We start from the raw sequence: 17,050 nt of genomic DNA, 5'->3' as shown, positions 1-17,050 counted from the left end.
CGGCGCACCGCGCCTGTTCCGTGGGACCTACTTGCGGAACAGGCGCAACCGCTCCTCACCCACCCGGGCACGGGCCTGCGGGTCGGTGACCCCGAGCCCGGGACGAGGCGCGAGACACAGCACACCGACCTTGCCGATGTGCTCGTTGGCCTGGACGGTCCGTGCGGCCGCCCCGACCTCCGCCAGCGGATACAGCGTCGACAGGGCGGGTACCACACCGCCCATGGCGATGAGCCGGTTGACCTCGCACTGCTCGGAAAGGTTCGCACCGTGACTGCCGATGATCCGCTTCAGCCGCATCCACAGGTACCGGTTGTCATAGGTGTGCTCGTAGCCGGTACTGGATCCGCAGGTAACGATCGTCCCCCCTCGCCTGGCCAGGAAGACGGACGCCGCGAAGGTCTTCCTGCCGACGTGCTCGAACACGATGTGCGGGTCCTCGCCGACCGCCCCGCGGATCGCCTTGCCCATCCTCTTCCACCCCTCGGCACGCTGCAGGAGCGTGTCGTCCCCGCCCAGAACCTCCTCGCGGTTGATGACGGCGTCGCATCCCAGGGACCTGAGCAGCCGCGCCTTCTCCTCGGAATTCACCACGCCGACCGGGATACCGCCCCCGTTGCGCACCAGTTGGACAGCGTAGGAACCCAGCCCACCGGTCGCACCCCAGACCAGCACGATGTCGCCCTGCTTCATCCGCGCACCGCGGTCGCTGACCAGCATGCGGTACGCCGTACTGGCGCACAGGGGGTTGACGGCCGCTTCCTCCCAGGTCAGAGCAGGAGGCTTCGGCATCAACTGACTCGCCCGGACGACAGCGTAATGAGCCAGACCGCCGAAGTTCGTCTCGAACCCCCACGCCTTCTGCCCGAGCCCGAGCATGCCGTCCTGGTGAGTGTCCGGGTCCTGCTCATCGACGTAGGCAGGCGAGACCGAGACGTGATCACCGACCTTCCACTTGCGCACGGACGATCCCGTACGGACGATGACGCCCGCGGCATCCGAACCCACGATGTGGTACGGCAGGTCGTGCCGCGCTTCCCATCCCCCCGCCTTCCCCATCGCCTTGAGGAACTGGAAGGTGGGCAGCGGCTCGAACATGGCAGTCCAGACCGTGTTGTAGTTGATCGCACTCGCCATCACCGCGATCAATGCCTCGTCCGGAGCGAGCTCGGGCATGGGCAGGTCCGCGACGCCCAGGGACTTGCGCACGTCCTTGTCCTCGACACCCTCGAACATGTTGACGTCGCTGGCGCGCACACAGGCCGCCGGAAAATGATGCGGAAGAGGAAGCGCCTCGAGGTCCGCGGCATCCGCACCCGCGATGACAGCTTCGGACAGGGGCGATGACATTTCGACTCCGATCTCGCTGACGTCTCACGACTGTTCCACGAGAACCGCTGACCTGCTGCTCCGCAACCGCTGATCCGCCGCGCGGGTGATCACCCCCCGGATGTCGCGCAAACGGTGTGTCCGCTGGTAATGAACGACGTATTTCAGCATGCTCTGCTGAGCCTATCTCTCCGAGGAGTTCAGCAGCTCATGAAGCTTTTCGTGGCGTGTTTCTCGCTTGTTGCCGCTCTGCTTTCAACCGATGCGCATGCGACTGAGCAGAAGCTGGACGGCAAACCGCCCAGATCTGCCGACGCAGGGGCGCGAATTACTGCCGAGAAAACGATCGCCGACCGAATGCTCGACCTCACGGTCAGCTCACCTGCCATGGGTACGACCATCCCTGTCCGCGTCATTCTTCCCAAGGGGTGGAGCAAGAAATCGGCAACCACCTTCCCGGTTCTGTACATGCTGCACGGCGGCAACGACGACTACACGTCCTGGACGCGCGAGACGGATGTGGAAGCGTTGTCGCAGGAATCCGACGTGCTCATCGTCATGCCCGACGCCGGAAAGGCCGGTTACTACAGTGACTGGTTCTCCGGCACACACCACTGGGAAACCTTCCACACCGTCGAACTCGTGCAGCTCATGGAGAAGGAGTTCCATGCCGGACGCTCGCGAGCGGTCGTGGGACTCTCCATGGGAGGCTTCGGCGCACTCAATTACGCGGCACACCACCGCGGGATGTTCCGGTACGTGGCGGCGATGAGTTCATACGTGAATCTCAACGATCCCGGTGTGCGCATGGCCATCGGACTCGGTTCCCAAAGGGACGGCGTCGACATCAGGCAGGTTTGGGGACACCCTGTGGTCAACGCCAACGTCTGGCAAGCCCACAACCCAGCTGCCATGCCGCGTTCCTTTCGGGGAACAAAAGTGCATCTGTCCGCGGGAGACAGCACCCCCGGCCCATTGGACCAGGGGCGCTCACTGGACCTGGTTCTGGCGAGCGTGATGGGCGAAGCAGGGCTTCCGGCACAGAACAGGCGATTCGCGTCGTCGCTTCGCTCGGCGGGTGTCAACGTCACCACGCACATGTATAAGCCTGGGACGCATTCCTGGCCGTACTGGCAGAAAGAACTGCACAGAATCTGGCCAGCGGTCATGCGATCCGTGGGGCAGAAATAGAGGGAGGCATCGGCATGGGGCGCACAGTGGTGATCTTCGCCGGGGGATCCCGAGGCGATGTCCAGCCCTGCCTGGCACTGGGCCGGGCGCTGACCCGCCAGGGTGACACGGTCAGGGTCCTGGCCAGCACGCGCTACCGCCTTCTGATCGCCGAGGCGGGGCTGGATTTTCACGCCCTTCCGGCCGACCCCGCTGAGATGATCGAGTCCCCCGAGGGACAGGAACTGCTCACCGGCCGAAACAACCCGGTGGCATTCATCCGCGGCATGGACCGACTTCTGCGACCGCACATCATGCCGATGCTGGAAGAGACAAAGGCCGGCGCGAAGGGAGCCGATCTGGTTCTGGCACCCACTTTCAGCTTTCTCGGCGTTCACCTGAGCCAGTACCTCCGAGCCCCGCACGCCATCATTCACTTCCAACCGAGCCAGCCGACGAAGGCCTTTCCGCACCCGTTCGCACCGGCTGCCCGGATGCTGGGGGCCTGGGGCAACAGGCTCAGTTTTGATGCGGTGGACTTCGGTTCCTGGATTGTGTGCCGGAAGTTCATCAACGCGTGGCGCCGGGAGAGTCTCGGTCTCCCGGCGCTGTCCCTGTCGGCCGCATTCCGGCACGCTCGACGCGCCCCCGTCCTCTGTGCGTTCAGCCCCACGGTCGTGCCGCGGCCGTCCGACTGGCGAGCGAACGTCCACGTGACGGGTTACTGGCACCACGAGCAGCCGCTGTGGGAACCTCCGCGGCGACTCCTCGGCTTCCTGGCCGCCGGGCCCCCACCCGTCTACGTCGGATTCGGCAGCATGAGGACCGGCGATCCGGCAGCGACCGACACCCTGGTACGGACGGCACTGCGGCGCGCGGGACTGCGCGGGGTGCTGGCCGGAGATCCCGCCACCAGTGAAGACGACATCCTCGTGGTCGGCGACACCCCGCACGACTGGCTGTTTCCGAGGATGGCCGCTGTCGTCCACCACGGCGGGGCCGGCACGACGGCCTCGGCACTGCGTGCCGGCAGACCCTCATTGATCTGCCCCTTCTTCGGCGACCAGGCCTACTGGGCCGCACGGGTGCACGAGCTCGGCGCCGGGCCCGCACCCCTGCCGGCCCGGGATCTCGCCGTTCCCGCCCTCACCCGACGCCTGCACGTCCTCACCCGGCACGCTCCCTACGCCGAGGCCGCGCGCCGGCTCGGCCACGCACTGGGAGTCGAGGACGGCACCGCCCGAGCCTGCCAGGTGCTGGACCGGTGCGGAGTCGTTCCAAGGTGATCAAAGTGTCCTCAGCAGGTTCCGTCGAGAGGCGCTTTCGGTCCGGAGGCCGGCGTCTTCGCCCTCCAGGTCCGCGTGGTGCCCACGCCGCTGTTTCTGGCGTCGGCCCGTCGCCAGGGCCGGTCCCTCACTCCTGGTACGGATCTCCCTCCCACTGCGCCCCGGTACGGTCGAAGTGGCGGCTGGTGCTGGCGGCGGCCCGTGCCCCGCCGTTGCAGCGTCGGCACAGGGCACGCAGGTTGGCCGTGTCGTTGGCCCAGTAGCTGGCCTCGTCGTTGGTGATGGCGCTGACGTCCCGCCACCACCCGTGGCCGAGGTCGTGCTCCCACCGGATCGTGTCGGCGTTGGAGTTGACGTAGTCGAGAATCGCCACGATGTGGTCGATCTCGATCCAGTTGTCCTCTTCCAACGCATCGGCGTCCCCCTGCCGGAAGACCTCCCGCCCGCACCGGCTGTTGGCGCAGCGGTACAGTCTGCGCCGCGATTCCTCGTCCCTGCCCACGTAGGCGCTCTCCAGCATGGTGGCCATGGTGTCCTGCGTGAAGCCGATCCGGCGGCGTGTACCGTCCCACAGCCGCTCGTCGTCCGGTCCACGGGTGGGCAGGGGCTGGCGCCTGGCCCAACGCTCGTCGTACTGCGCGGCGCTGTCGGCCTGCCGGCTGCCACGGGTCCGCCCGGAGGGGTCACGGCGGTTCTGGTCCCGTTGGCCGCTGGTGGAGTCGCGCACACTGCGCCCGCTGCCGCCGCCATAGGCGTACATGCGCTGTACGGCAACGGAGGCCGGCGGTGCCACCGAAGCGGCGGCCCCGTGGAAGACCGCGTTGACCGCCGCGTTGCCGGCGCTGCGCTGCACCGCGGCCACCCCGACCGCCCGCACTCCTGCGGTGTGGTCGTGTCCACAGCCGAGGCCGTGGCGGTGCTCGTCCCGATCACCCTGCCCCGACGACGTCACGCCGGATCTCTGGAGCCACCCTGCCACGGCGGCGTTCCCCGCGCTGCGCTGGAGCGCGGGCAGCCCGCCGAGAACCTCCGCCCTCGCCTTGCGCGGACGTACCACATCACCGGCCAGGGACTTGTCCGTCTCTTCTTGGCGCGCCACCACCGCGTGTGCTCCCCTCCATGGCCAATGCTCAGCATGTCTACCGGGCGGTGTCCTGGCGAGCACAGAGGAAAGAGGGCACGTCCAGAGGCTCGTTCCGATGCCCCTACGGGCACAAGGGGCCCGCGCAGCACAGACAAGTGGGCGACGACAGCGACCCTCCCCCAGGGGCAGGAACGGGGCCGGTCACTGGTCGAACGCCACGCGCGGCGCCAGGGCGGTGGGTGTGGTCAGCGGGCGGGATGGACATCCCCCTGGGTGGTCAGGGCGACGGATTCCTGCTGGGCGAAGGCGCCTGGTGGGATGCCCGGGAGGTGTCCCAGCGTCGCGGCGGGTTCGCGGGTGGCCGCGGGGCCCAGGGTGAGGCGGGAGACGATGCGGTAGCGGTCGCCCCGGTAGACGGAGTGGACGTACTCGACGGGCCGGTTGCCGGTGTCGCTGGTGAGGCGCTCGAACAGAAGCGCGGGAGACAGGTGGGGCACTCCGAGGAGTTTGGCTTCCGCCTGGCTGACGACGGTGGGCTCGATGGTCTGCACCGCCTCGCTGACCTCGATTCCGTGGCCGTCGCGGAGGTGGTCGTACAGGTCGCCGGTTTCCAGTTCCCGGGCGGTGAGCGCGGGTACGAGGTCGGCGCGGATGTGGAGGTGCTCGATGGCCATGGGGACTCCGTCGACGAGCCGCAGTCTGGCCGCGTAGACGACGTCGGCGGCGGGCGACAGATGCAGCTTGCGGCCGACCCGCGCGCCGGCGGCGATGGTGGTGAACTCCATCAGGCGGCTCGACCAGGCGCCGGAGGCGCGTGGAAGGGTCATGGCCTGCTGGTCGGACACGAGTTCCTGCGTGATCTTCTCGGGGGCGACGAACATGCCGCGGCCGTGCTCGCGCACGAGGAGGCCCGCGGCGACGAGTTCGTCGACGGCCGCCCGCAAGGTCGGCCGGGAGACGTTCAGGGTGGCGCACAGGGACCGCTCGGAGGCGATGGCGTCGCCAGGGCTGAGCGATTCGATGAGTTCGAGGATGTAGTCGCGGACCCGTTCCCGCTTGAGGACCGCCCCTGACCCGACTGATCCTTGTGACCCGACAGGCCCAACAGACCCGCCTGACCGGCCTGAACCTTCCGACCGGCCTGCCCCGCCCGCCCCGCCGACGCTCATGTGCTGCTCCTGCCCGCCTGCCTGTCTGCCTGTCTGCCTGTCTGCCTGGCTACCTGTCCACTCGCGATGTCACTTGACCAGCCCCACCATTGTTGACCACTCGACGGGCACTGGTCAGGTTCAGTGTAGCCACTTCGTGCGCGCCCGTCGGGCGATCTCCCCGTACAGCAAGCCCAAAACCCGTACATGCGCGAGGGGTTGACGCCTCTATTGGTCTATGCCACTTTCATCGACCAACAAGAGGTCACCTATCCAGTTCGCCAACTGGTTAGGTCACCCGGCGCTTTCCTCCCAGGGGTGAACTGTGAAGCTCCGCATGCTTGCAGGTGTCTGCGCACTGGTGATCGCCGGAGGCCTCAGCGCCTGCGGCGGCTCCGAGTCGTCCGGTGATTCCGCCGGCGGCAGGACGACGATCGACGTCTGGCTCATGCGCGACAGCGTCTCGGCCCGGTTCCAGAAGGAGTTCGTCGAGGGCTTCGAATCCGCGCACCCGGGCATCGAGGTCAAGGTGCAGATCCAGGAGTGGGACGGGATCGGCGAGAAGGTCACCGCCGCCCTCGCCGGCAACGACGCCCCCGACGTCATCGAGACGGGCAACACCCAGGTGGCCCAGTTCGCGCAGAGCGGCGGACTTCTCGATCTCAGCGACAAGGTCGACGAACTCGGCGGCGACGACTGGCTGCGCGGTCTGGCCGAGCCGGGCGCGTACGAGGGAAAGCAGTACGGCATCCCGTACTACGCAGCCAACCGCGTCGTGATCTACCGCACCGACCTGTTCCGGAAGGCCGGCGTCGACGCGGCCGCCATCAGGACGCGCGACCAGTGGATCGCCGCCACCGAGAAGCTCGACAAGGACGGCACACAGGGGATCTACCTCCCAGGTCAGACCTGGTACGCGCTGGCCGGGTTCATCTGGGACGAGGGCGGAGAGCTGGCCACCCGCTCCGGCGGCTCCTGGAAGGGAAACCTCGACACCCCTGAGGCCCTGCGCGGCATGGACTTCTACAGGAAGCTCCAGGCGCTGGGGAAGGGACCCCGGGATTCGGACGAGGCGGAGCCGCCGCAGGCCGAGGTCATGGCCGAGGGGCAGGTGGCGCAGATCATCTCCACGCCCGGCGGAGCCAACGTGGTCACCGAGAGCAACCCGGAACTCAAGGGCAAGCTCGGCTTCTTCCCCATCCCCGGGAAGACGGCGGCCCGGCCCGGGTCGGTGTTCATCGGCGGCTCCGACCTGGTCGTCCCGGCGGCATCCGGCCATCAGGACGCCGCGTTCACGTTCATCAAGGAGCTCACCGGTGACACCTGGCAGCGCAAACTCGCCGTCGCCATGAGCTACGTGCCGAACAGGACGACCCTGACCGACGCGGTCGCCTCCGATCCGGGCGCCTCGGCCATGGCGGCGGGCGCGGCCGTCGGCCGGGCGACTCCGAACACCCCCGGCTGGGCCGCCGTGGAGGCGAAGAACCCCATCAAGGACTACATGACCGCGGTGCTCACCGGCGCCGATGCCAAGGCAGAGGCGGCCAAGGCGTCCGAGTCGATCACCACCGCCATGAAGTCGGGCTCCTGAGCCGGAACCCGCGGCCCACAAGGAAGGAGACGACGTCGTGTCGATCATCCGCGAACGCACCGCGATGCGCCTCCCGCTCGGCCCGCCGTCACGGCGGCCGGCCCCGCCGGGCCGCGACGGCGACGGGCGCGAGCCCCGGCGCCGGCTCGGGCACCGGCTCGGGCACCGGCTCCGGCACCGGTTCCGGCACCGGCGACGACTCCACCCGGGCCAGGCATGGCCGTACCTGCTGGTCGCCCCGACCGTGCTGGGGATGCTGTATCTGCTGGTGTATCCCCTCGCCCGCGCCGTGCTCATCTCGCTCCAGGACTTCCGGCTGCGCCAGCTCATCCGGGGCGACGCACGGTTCGTGGGGCTGCGGAACTACGAGACGCTGCTGGCGGACGCGCACTTCTGGCAGGTCGTGCGCCGCACGTTCCTGTTCATGGCCGTCAACGTCGTACTCATCATGCTGCTCGCCACTCTGGTCGCGCTGATGATCGAACGGCTGGGCCGCCCGGGCCGTACCGCGGTGCTCAGCGCTCTGGTGCTCGCCTGGGCCATGCCGGTCCTGGCCGCCACGACTGTCTTCCAGTGGCTGTTCCACTCGGAGTTCGGCATCGTCAACCGGGCGCTGACCGGGCTGGGCTTCGACTCGTTCGACCGCTATCCGTGGTTCGCGCACGGCCCGGCCGCCTTCACGATTCTCGTCCTGCTGATCGTCTGGCAGTCCGTGCCGTTCGCGGCCGTCACCCTGTACTCGGCGCTGACCACGGTGCCGTCGGAGCTGTACGAGTCGGCTCGCATCGACGGCGCCTCCGCCCGGCGCGTCTTCCGCTCCGTCACCTTCCCGATGATCCGGCCGATCTTCATGCTGGTCTTCTCGCTGGAGGTCATCTGGACGTTCAAGGCGTTCGTGCAGATCTGGGTGATGACGAACGGCGGGCCGGGCGACGCCACCACCATCCTGCCGGTGTACGCCGTCCAGGCCGCCCTGGCGAGCCAGCGCTACGACCTCGGCTCGGCGGCCTCGATGGTCACCGTGCTGATGATGGCAGCGGTGCTCGTCCTCTACTTCCGCCAACTGCTGCGTCAGGAGGGCGAAGCCCTGTGAGTCCGGCACGCCCTCGTCTTCGACGGCTTCCGCTGCACGCCGCGGCGGGACTGACGATCGCCGTCTGTCTCTTCCCCGTCTACTGGATGATCGCCACCGCGTTCACACCCAACCGTGACATCCAGTCCGACAGTCCTCGGCTCCTGCCGCGGACCTGGACACTGGAGCACTTCCGCACCGCCGTCGAGGCCGACGGGTTCGGACTGTTCTGGCGCAACAGCATCCTCGTCACGCTGGGCGCCGTCCTGCTCGCCCTGGTGGTGGCGCTCGGCGCCGCCTTCGCCGTGGCCCGGATGCGGTGGCGCGGCCGGCGCCAGTTCCTCCTCATGGTGTTCATCGCGCAGATGGCGCCCTGGGAGGCTCTGATCATCCCGGTCTACATCATCTCGCGCGACACCGGCATGCTCGACCGGCTGCCGACGCTCACACTGATCTACTTCATGATGACGCTGCCGTTCACGATCGTGGTGCTGCGCGGATTCATCGCCGCCATCCCCCCTGAGCTGGAGGAGGCGGCACAGGTCGACGGCTGCACGCGGGCCGGCGCCTTCCGGCACATCGCCTTCCCGCTGCTCGCCCCCGGCCTGATGGCCACCTCGCTGTTCGGCTACATCACGGCCTGGAACGAGTTCACGTACGCCAACTTCCTGATCATCAAGCACCAGGACAGCCGCACCCTGCCGGTCTGGCTCTCCTCGTTCCAGAACGTCTTCGGTACGGACTGGGGCGCCACCATGGCCGCCTCCACCCTGTTCGCCCTGCCGGCCCTGGCGGTGTTCCTGCTGCTCCAACGCCACGTGACCTCCGGTTTCGCCGCCGGAGCCGTCAAGGGCTGACCGCCCGGCCCTTCCGCACGCGTGACCCCCGGGAGACAACTGTGCCCGCACGCCCTCCGAACTCCGCAGCACCTCTGGACTCCGCACCTCCTTTGGACGCCGTACCCCCTCTGGACGCCACGCTCCTGCCCAAGCCGACCAAGACCCGGGCCAGAGCAGGACAGTTCACGTTCGGCGCCGGCACGTGTCTACGCGTCGGCGAAGGAGCCGAGGTCGCCGCGCGTCTGCTGCGCACGCTCCTCGCCCCCGCTTCGGGGCTGCCGCTGCGCCCCGCCGACGACGGAACGGTCGTCCTCGCCGTGGACCCGGGTCTGGCGGGTCTGGGCCGCGAAGGCTACGCCCTCACGGTCGGTCCGCGCTCCGTGCTGCTGCGCGCCGCGCAGCCCACCGGACTGCTGCGCGGGGTGCAGACGATCCGACAGCTCCTGCCCGTCGAGGCCCTGGCTCGGACGCCCCGGCGCGGGGTGCGGTGGACCCTGCCCTGCGTCGAGATCACCGATGCCCCCCGTCATCCCTGGCGCGGAGCCATGCTCGATGTGGCACGCCACTTCCAGCCGGTGGAGTATCTGCGCCGCTACGTCGACCTGCTCGCGCTCCACAAGATCAACGTCTTCCACCTGCACCTGACCGACGACCAGGGGTGGCGCATGCCGGTCACGGCCTACCCCAGGCTGACCGAGATCGGCGGCCACCGCACACAGTCCATGATCGGGGCCTCGGGCGACGACTTCGACGGCACCGCCCACAGCGGCGCCTACACCCGGGCCGAACTGGCGGGCCTGGTGGACCACGCGTCCGCGCGCGGTGTGACGGTCGTGCCGGAGATCGAGATGCCCGGCCACGTCCGGGCCGCCCTGGCCGCCTATCCGCGACTGGGCAACGATCCGGGCCGCGCCCTGGAGGTCTGGACCCGCTGGGGGGTGTGCGACACCGTCCTCGGCGTGCACGACGAGGTCCTCGACTTCTGCCACACCGTGCTGGCAGAGGTCATGGAACTCTTCCCGTCGCCCTACATCCACGTCGGCGGGGACGAATGCCCGCTCACCGAGTGGGAGCGCAGCCCCCTCGCCCGGGCCCGCATCCGGGCCGAGGGCCTGGGCGGACCCACCGATCTGCACCGCTGGTTCCTCAGCCGGATCGGGGCGTTCCTCGTCCGCAACGGGCGGCGCCCGGTCGGCTGGGCCGAGACCGGCACGGAACTGCCCGACGACTTCACCGTGATGGCCTGGCGCGACCCCGCCCACGCCCTTGCCGCCGCCGGCCGCGGCCATGCCGTGATCAACGCCCACTACCGGGCCACCTACCTCGACTACCCCCAGAGCGCCGACCCTCAGGAACCTCGGGGCCAGCCGGGAGCCGTCGTCGGTCTGCGGGACGTCCACGGACACGACCCCGTGCCCGAGGGAGCCGAACCGAAGGCCGCCGCGCGGGTGCTGGGCACGCAGGCCCAGGTGTGGACGGAGTTCGCCACCACCCCGGAACGCCTCGAACACCTCACCTATCCCCGGCTGTGCGCCTTGGCGGACCGCGGCTGGAGCGGCCCCACCGAGTGGGACGACTTCCGCTCCCGCCTGGACCGGCACACCCGCCGACTCGACGCACTCGAGGTCCGCCGCCACCTCTGAGAGCCGTGGCGGACCGCCTGACCCAGCACCGAGCACCCCGTCCCGAAGGAATCAGCATGACGTCCCGAAAGGAATCAGCATGACGTCCAGAACCCGTCCGAGCCGGCCGCGCATCGCCGCGGTCGCAGCCGTGGCCGTCGCCATGGGCGCCGCCGGCCTTGCCGCCCTGCCCGTCACCGCCCGGGCCGCCGCCAACGACGTGGCCGTCCAGTACCGCACCAGCGCCACGGGGGCCACGGCGGACCAGACCGAGCCCTGGCTCAAGGTCAGGAACACCGGCGACGGAGCCGTCCCGCTCAGCACCGTCAAGGTCCGCTACTACTTCAAGGCCGACAGCGCCGGCGCGGGCTACCGCTTCGCCTGTTCCTGGGCGGTGAAGGGCTGCGCCAACATCACCGGCACCTTCGGCACCCTCGCCAACCCCACGGCGACCGCCGACCGTTACCTGGAGATCGGCTTCACCGCGGGCGCGGGCACGCTCGCACCCGGCGCCGACACCGGGGACATGCAACTGCTCCACCGCTCCGACTGGCAGACCCTCAGGCAGAGCGACGACTACTCGTTCGGTCCCGCCCAGACGGCCTACGCCGACTGGTCCAAGGTCACCGCCCAGCTGTCCGGCAGCACGGTGTGGGGCACCGCCCCCGCAGGCAACGATCCGACCGACCCGCCCACCGATCCGCCCACGGACCCGCCGACCGGCGGGCAGAGCATGTTCGACGACTTCGCCTACACCACCTCCAGCGACCCGAGGATCGCCGCGAACGGCTGGAGCGTGCGCTCGAACTCGGGCGGTCCCGGCGTGCCCGGCGCCACCTGGGCGCCGGAGAACGTCACCTTCGCCGGCTCCGGCGGCAACTCGGTGATGAACCTGCGCACATCCACCGCGGGGACGGCCGCGAGCACCAAGCAGACCGAAGTCCTCACCAAGGCCACGAAGTTCAAGAACGGCACCTACGCCGCCAGGGTCAGGTTCTCCGACGCTCCGGTGTCCGGGCCCGACGGCGACCACGTGGTCCAGACGTTCTTCACCATCAACGACCTGACGGCTCCGATGGCCGACAACTACGCGGAGTACGACTTCGAGTACCTGCCCAACGGCGGCTGGGGCGAGCCCTCCACGATCCTGTACACCACGTCCTGGGAGACCTACAACCCAGACCCGTGGCAGGCGGTCAACCAGCACACCGAGGCCCGCCAGAGCTATGCCGGCTGGCACGACCTGGTCCTGACCATCGACAGCAACTCCCTCACGTACTACGTCGACGGCCTGCTCTTCGGCACCCATGACGCCGCGTATCTGCCCGAGCGCCCCATGTCGATCAACTTCAACCAGTGGCTGATCGACCTGGCCGGCCAGACCAGCACCGCGGCCCGTGCCTACGACCAGCAGGTCGACTACGTTCTCCACGTCAAGGACCAGGTCCTGACGCCGGCCCAGGTCACCGCCAAGGTCAACGCCTACCGCGCGGCCGGAACCGCGTTCGAGGACACCGTGCCCACCAACTAGGACCTGTCCGGCCGATCAAGTCGCAGGAAAGCGGCGGTGCCTGGGCACGCCGGTGAGCGGGGGTGTGGTGCGTGCAGCTGCAAGGCGGAGGAGGGCGTCGACGCGATGGGGGTCCCCCCGTGCGAGCGCAGCCGAGCGCGGGGGAGTCGGCAACCGACGACAACGCCGCTGGGGGTACCCCCTCTGGGGGAGGGCGTGCCACACCCCGCGTCTGCGGCATGATCGGCCGGACAGGTCCAGTCACGCGGCGGCGGGTTCGAAGTGTTGCCGGAGCAGCACTTCGCCGTCCTGGGCGTACGCCGTGACCGTGTAGTCGGAGTCCGCCGTCGAGGCGTCGGCGAAGACGTGGAGGCTACGCCGGGGTACCGGGGTGCACAACGGCGAACATCCCCCGGGCGCGGCTGCCCGACTGCTGCCGCCAGGAGCCCGTGACGTGGCCGATCGCTCCCCGCGGAGGCAGGAACGGGCCGTCCGGGGCGGGCCGCAGGGCCCGGTGCAGGCGGAGGACCGCGCCGTTCGGGGCGGTCAGTGCGGTGCCTTCTCGATCGTCGGTGGCGGTGAAGTCGGTGAAGAGGGAGCCCTCACCGGTGCAGGAGGCCATGACCTCCCGGTCGGGGACGTCGCTGACGTTCTGGTCCTGGGCCTGCACCCGGCCCTCGATCAGGGCGAGCAGCTGGGCGACCATCACCGGGTCGTGGCAGCCGTCGTAGGCCCAGCGCCGCCCCAGCACACCGTGCTCCATCGTGCCGACGAGGGCGTGCTCCGCCCCGTCGAGCGGAGCACCGCGATAGGTGAGCGGCAACAGGTAGGCGGTCTGGTGAGTGCCAGAGGTGTCGGTGACCACCATGAACTCGATCCCGACCGCGCCCTGCGGGTCGTCCAGCCGGAAGCCGCCGGCCTTCGCCAACTCCGGTCCGCCCACGCCACCGTGGTACCACGGGCGGGAGGGCAGCCACGAGTTGAGCAGTTCCAGCTTGGTCGGCTTCAGGATGGTGTGGTGGATGACGGCCATGCCGGAGGATCTCCCCCTTCGAACGGATACGAACCCTCGCACCCTCGCACCCTGTTCCGGGGCCGGGCCGGGCCGGGTCGGTCAGTGGAACTCCCGAACCACCTGGATCTTGCCGACGATGTGGGCGTTGAACTCGTCGAGCTCCTCGGCCGGCACCCACAACTCCAGGATCGTCTGTCCGCCTGCCTGCTGGACCGGGTACCTGCGCAGGAACTCCGACTCGACCTCGAACCGCGTGACGAAGCCCGCGCCGTCGTGCTTGACGTTCCAGTCCCGCGCGATCCTGACGGCGTAGTCCTCGTTGAGGACCGGGTAGAAGATCGGCTGCTCGGGCAGGCGGGGCGGCCAGGCACGCCAGTCCAGCTCCCGCACCAGCTCCAGCTCCTTGGGGCCGGTGGGACGCCACAGGGTGGTCGTCGATCGCTGGCTGGTCACGGGCATCACGCTCCGGGCAGGGCAACCGCTGGTGCGGCCGGCCGGGGACCACGACAGTATCGGCCGCTCCACCACAGCAGCCACAGGGTTTCGAGCCTGGTCGAGTATCACCGATAACAGTCTTCCGTTGTCAGTGCAAACAACCCGTGTTATCGTCGATTACATGGATACGAGATCAGCGCTCATCGAGGCGGCCGCGGACCTGCTCGCACACTCACCCAGTGGCGATGTGTCCACCCGCGCGGTCTGCGAGGCCGCCGGCGTCCAGCAGCCCGTGCTGTACCGGCTGTTCGGCGACAAGGACGGCCTGCTCACCGCCACGGTCGACCACGTCTGGGATCAGTACCTGGGCAGCAAACGGGCCGCCGAGAAGTCCGCCGACCCACTGCAGGACCTGCGGGCGGGATGGGACAGCCACACCGCTTTCGCACTGGCACACCCCAACCCCTACAAGCTGATGTTCTCCTCGGCGCTGCGCTCCGAGCCCGAGGCCGCGGAGGAGGCGATGCGCATCCTGCGCGGGGTCCTCGAGCGGCTCTCCGCGCAGGGGCGCCTGCGCGTCGTACCGGACGTGGCCGCGCGCATGGTCATGACCGCGAACACCGGGGTCGCACTCGCGCTGATCACTCGCCCCACGCTGTATCCAGACCTGAACCTGTCCGTGATGGTCCGCGACGCGATCCACCGGGCCATCCTTCTCGACGCCCCCGCCGACACCGCGGCGCACGACATACGGCAGGCAGCCGCCACCACGCTGCTGTCGTCCCTGGACGCGCTCACGCCACAGCCCTTCACACCCGCCGAGTCCGCGCTCCTCGGACAGTGGCTGGCGCAGATCGCAGGAGCCGTCCGGCAGGACTGACTGACTCACTGCCTCACTGACCCATCACCCCCACACCGTTCACCCCCACACCACCGAACTCACCGAACTCACCGAACTCACCGAACTCACCGAAGGACAAGACATGAACACCACCACCGACCTCGCACGCGTCGCCCTCGTCACCGGCGCCTCCGGCGGTATCGGCCGGGCGGTCGCGGAGCGCCTGGCGGCGGACGGCATCGCCGTCGGCGTGCACTACGCCGGCAACAAGACCAAGGCCGACGAGACGGTCGCCGCCATCACCTCGGCCGGCGGCAGGGCCATCGCCGTGGGCGGTGACGTCGCCGACGAGCACGCCATGTCCGCCGCCTTCGACGCCGTGGAGCGGGAGTTCGGCGGCCTCGACGTGGTCGTCAACACCGCCGGCATCATGCTCCTGTCGCCGATCGCGACCCTGGACCTCGACGACCTCGACCGCATGCACCGCACCAACATCCGCGGCACCTTCGTCGTCTCCCAGCAAGCGGCCCGGCGTGTGCGCGACGGCGGCGCGATCATCAACTTCTCCACATCCGTCACCCGCCTGCAGTTCCCGACCTACGGCGCCTACGCGGCCAGCAAGGGTGCGGTCGAGGCCATGACGCTCGTCCTGGCCCGCGAGCTGCGCGGCAGGAACATCACCGTCAACGCGGTGGCCCCCGGCCCCACCGCCACCCCGCTGTTCCTCGAGGGCAAGGACCAGACCGCCCTCGACAAGCTGTCCCGGGCCGCCCCGCTCGAACGCCTGGGCACCCCGGACGACATCGCCGAAGCGGTCTCCTTCCTGGCCGGCCCGGCCCGTTGGATCAACGGACAGGTCCTGTACGCCAACGGCGGTATCGCCTGACCTTCGCGCCGCCCCGAGCCGTACGCGGACGGCTCTCCGGGCGACCGACCCCTTGTGCAAGGAGATGGAAGACATGAGCAACATCGTTGTGATCACCGGCGCGTCCAGCGGCTTCGGCGCTCTCACCGCCCGCGCCCTCGCGGAGGCCGGGAACACCGTCCACGCGGGCATGCGCCAGACCGCGACCCGCAACGCCCCGCAGGCCGAGGCCGCGTCCGCGTTCAGCAAGGAACACGGCGTCGACCTGCGCCCCATCGAGCTCGACGTCGCCTCGCAGGAGTCCGTCGACACCGCGATCGGCCGCGTCCTCGCCGAGCACGGCCGTATCGACGTCCTCATCCACAATGCCGGCCACATGGTCACCGGCCCCGCCGAGGCCTTCACCCCCGAACAGCTCGCCGACCTGTACGACGTGAACGTGCTGTCGACGCAGCGCGTCAACCGTGCCGCCCTGCCGAGCATGCGCCAGGCGGGCCGAGGCCTGGTGATCTGGGTGTCCAGCACCAGCGTCAAGGGCGGCACTCCGCCCTACCTGGCACCGTACTTCGCCGCCAAGGCCGCGATGGACTCCCTCGCCGTCAGCTACGCGGCCGAACTGGCCCGCTGGGGAGTCGAGACATCCATCGTGGTCCCCGGCTCGTTCACCAGCGGCACCAACCACTTCGCCCATGCCGGTCGTGCGACCGACCTGGAGGTCGAGGCGGAGTACGAGACCAAGTACGCCGGCCTGGTCGGCCAGGTCAGCGAGAAGCTCGCCGCGCCGGCTCCCCAGGGCGCCGAGGCCTCCCTCGTCTCCGACGAGATCACCCGCATCGTCGGGCTCCCCGCCGGACAGCGCCCCTACCGGGTGACCATCGACCCGGTCGACGACGGCTCCGAGGAAGTCTCGGACGTCGCCGACCGGATCCGACGTGAATTCCTCACCCGCACCGGCCTCGCCGACCTGCTCACCGTGCACCCCGCGAGCACCGTTGCGGAAGCGTCGTAGCCGAGGGCCCATACCACCAGCACCTCCCTTACGGCACCCATCAGTTCAGGTCGCTGCTTCCGCCGTCTCCAGGTGCTGCTGCTCTCCGCCCCGCTCACCGACTTCGACCTCGTCATCGTGGACGAACACACCCCGAAATCCGTTCTCAAGGACCTCTACGACCGCCAGGTCACCATCGAGGTCGCCAAGAGCGGGTGACCGCACGGTCGTTCCGGACACGCGCCTGCACGCAGC

General features: G+C 69.2%; 16 protein-coding genes and 1 pseudogene. 11 read left to right on the top strand and 6 right to left on the bottom strand.

Going from position 1 to position 17,050, the window contains the following annotated elements:
• Positions 1-27: 27 nt before the first annotated feature.
• The gene (ccrA, locus tag ACZ6D7_RS17560; protein ID WP_469491211.1) at positions 28-1,350 is read right to left on the bottom strand and encodes a crotonyl-CoA carboxylase/reductase; all 1,323 of its coding nucleotides are present in this window, start codon (positions 1,348-1,350) and stop codon (positions 28-30) included.
• 189 nt (positions 1,351-1,539) lie between these two features.
• Between ccrA and ACZ6D7_RS17555 the strand changes: the two genes are divergently transcribed.
• Complete coding sequence (locus ACZ6D7_RS17555) at positions 1,540-2,520, top strand: alpha/beta hydrolase (RefSeq protein WP_469491209.1); 981 nt, start codon at positions 1,540-1,542, stop codon at positions 2,518-2,520.
• A 26-nt stretch (positions 2,521-2,546) separates the two neighbouring features.
• A complete protein-coding gene (locus ACZ6D7_RS17550) occupies positions 2,547-3,785 on the top strand; it encodes a glycosyltransferase (RefSeq protein ID WP_469491206.1) in 1,239 nt (412 codons plus the stop codon).
• 127 nt (positions 3,786-3,912) lie between these two features.
• Here the strand turns inward: ACZ6D7_RS17550 and ACZ6D7_RS17545 are convergent, their stop codons facing one another.
• Together ACZ6D7_RS17545 and ACZ6D7_RS17540 are read right to left on the bottom strand one after the other, a co-directional pair.
• On the bottom strand, positions 3,913-4,884 hold the full coding sequence (locus ACZ6D7_RS17545; RefSeq protein WP_469491205.1) for a hypothetical protein: 972 nt from the start codon (positions 4,882-4,884) through the stop codon (positions 3,913-3,915).
• Between the two features lie 230 nt (positions 4,885-5,114).
• Positions 5,115-5,942 (bottom strand): annotated as a pseudogene (locus tag ACZ6D7_RS17540) (GntR family transcriptional regulator); the annotation flags it as partial.
• 400 nt (positions 5,943-6,342) lie between these two features.
• Between ACZ6D7_RS17540 and ACZ6D7_RS17535 the strand changes: the two are divergent.
• From ACZ6D7_RS17535 to ACZ6D7_RS17515, 5 genes are all read left to right on the top strand, one after another.
• Entirely contained in the window at positions 6,343-7,608 is a 1,266-nt protein-coding gene (locus ACZ6D7_RS17535) for an extracellular solute-binding protein (protein ID WP_469491203.1), read from the top strand.
• Positions 7,609-7,645: 37 nt separating this feature from the next.
• Complete coding sequence (locus tag ACZ6D7_RS17530; RefSeq protein ID WP_469491200.1) at positions 7,646-8,701, top strand: carbohydrate ABC transporter permease; 1,056 nt, start codon at positions 7,646-7,648, stop codon at positions 8,699-8,701.
• Positions 8,698-9,537: a carbohydrate ABC transporter permease gene (locus ACZ6D7_RS17525; protein WP_469491198.1), complete on the top strand. Its 840-nt coding sequence runs from the start codon at positions 8,698-8,700 to the stop codon at positions 9,535-9,537. The genes ACZ6D7_RS17530 and ACZ6D7_RS17525 overlap by 4 nt, the downstream gene beginning before the upstream one ends.
• Positions 9,538-9,629: 92 nt before the next feature.
• Positions 9,630-11,162, top strand: a complete 1,533-nt coding sequence (locus tag ACZ6D7_RS17520) for a beta-N-acetylhexosaminidase (protein WP_469491196.1) — start codon at positions 9,630-9,632, stop codon at positions 11,160-11,162.
• A gap of 79 nt (positions 11,163-11,241) precedes the next feature.
• Entirely contained in the window at positions 11,242-12,672 is a 1,431-nt protein-coding gene (locus tag ACZ6D7_RS17515; RefSeq protein ID WP_469491194.1) for a cellulose binding domain-containing protein, read from the top strand.
• 240 nt (positions 12,673-12,912) lie between these two features.
• On the opposite strand, the gene ACZ6D7_RS17510 is transcribed toward ACZ6D7_RS17515, so the two are convergent.
• From ACZ6D7_RS17510 to ACZ6D7_RS17500, 3 genes are all read right to left on the bottom strand, one after another.
• Positions 12,913-13,050, bottom strand: coding sequence for a hypothetical protein (locus ACZ6D7_RS17510; protein WP_469491193.1), 138 nt, complete (start codon positions 13,048-13,050; stop codon positions 12,913-12,915).
• Positions 13,025-13,684: a maltokinase N-terminal cap-like domain-containing protein gene (locus ACZ6D7_RS17505; RefSeq protein WP_469491191.1), complete on the bottom strand. Its 660-nt coding sequence runs from the start codon at positions 13,682-13,684 to the stop codon at positions 13,025-13,027. Before ACZ6D7_RS17505 ends, ACZ6D7_RS17510 begins: the two co-directional genes overlap by 26 nt.
• 81 nt (positions 13,685-13,765) lie before the next feature.
• Positions 13,766-14,125, bottom strand: coding sequence for a hypothetical protein (locus ACZ6D7_RS17500; protein WP_469491189.1), 360 nt, complete (start codon positions 14,123-14,125; stop codon positions 13,766-13,768).
• 157 nt (positions 14,126-14,282) lie between these two features.
• Between ACZ6D7_RS17500 and ACZ6D7_RS17495 the strand changes: the two genes are divergently transcribed.
• From ACZ6D7_RS17495 to ACZ6D7_RS17480, 4 genes are all read left to right on the top strand, one after another.
• Complete coding sequence (locus ACZ6D7_RS17495; RefSeq protein WP_469491187.1) at positions 14,283-14,981, top strand: TetR/AcrR family transcriptional regulator; 699 nt, start codon at positions 14,283-14,285, stop codon at positions 14,979-14,981.
• 103 nt (positions 14,982-15,084) lie between these two features.
• Positions 15,085-15,828 carry an SDR family oxidoreductase gene (locus ACZ6D7_RS17490; protein ID WP_469491186.1) on the top strand — a complete coding sequence of 248 codons (744 nt, stop codon included), beginning with the start codon at positions 15,085-15,087 and terminating at the stop codon, positions 15,826-15,828.
• A 73-nt stretch (positions 15,829-15,901) separates the two neighbouring features.
• Entirely contained in the window at positions 15,902-16,816 is a 915-nt protein-coding gene (locus ACZ6D7_RS17485; RefSeq protein ID WP_469491184.1) for an SDR family oxidoreductase, read from the top strand.
• A 72-nt stretch (positions 16,817-16,888) separates the two neighbouring features.
• A complete protein-coding gene (locus ACZ6D7_RS17480) occupies positions 16,889-17,014 on the top strand; it encodes a hypothetical protein (RefSeq protein WP_469491182.1) in 126 nt (41 codons plus the stop codon).
• Positions 17,015-17,050 lie beyond the last annotated feature (36 nt).

The sequence above is a fragment of the Streptomyces sp. NPDC041784 genome (assembly GCF_055591025.1).
Note: the sequence above shows the minus strand (reverse complement) of the source record. Positions and strands in the feature narration are given on the sequence as shown.

Excerpts from the sequence above, each read along its gene's own strand:
- ACZ6D7_RS17490 (WP_469491186.1), top strand. The coding sequence starts at position 15,085 with ATGAACACCACCACCGACCTCGCACGCGTCGCCCTCGTCACCGGCGCC.
- ACZ6D7_RS17495 (WP_469491187.1), top strand. The coding sequence starts at position 14,283 with ATGGATACGAGATCAGCGCTCATCGAGGCGGCCGCGGACCTGCTCGCA.
- ACZ6D7_RS17515 (WP_469491194.1), top strand. The coding sequence starts at position 11,242 with ATGACGTCCAGAACCCGTCCGAGCCGGCCGCGCATCGCCGCGGTCGCA.
- ACZ6D7_RS17505 (WP_469491191.1), bottom strand. The coding sequence starts at position 13,684 with ATGGCCGTCATCCACCACACCATCCTGAAGCCGACCAAGCTGGAACTG.
- ACZ6D7_RS17485 (WP_469491184.1), top strand. The coding sequence starts at position 15,902 with ATGAGCAACATCGTTGTGATCACCGGCGCGTCCAGCGGCTTCGGCGCT.
- ACZ6D7_RS17555 (WP_469491209.1), top strand. The coding sequence starts at position 1,540 with ATGAAGCTTTTCGTGGCGTGTTTCTCGCTTGTTGCCGCTCTGCTTTCA.
- ACZ6D7_RS17500 (WP_469491189.1), bottom strand. The coding sequence starts at position 14,125 with ATGCCCGTGACCAGCCAGCGATCGACGACCACCCTGTGGCGTCCCACC.
- ccrA (WP_469491211.1), bottom strand. The coding sequence starts at position 1,350 with ATGTCATCGCCCCTGTCCGAAGCTGTCATCGCGGGTGCGGATGCCGCG.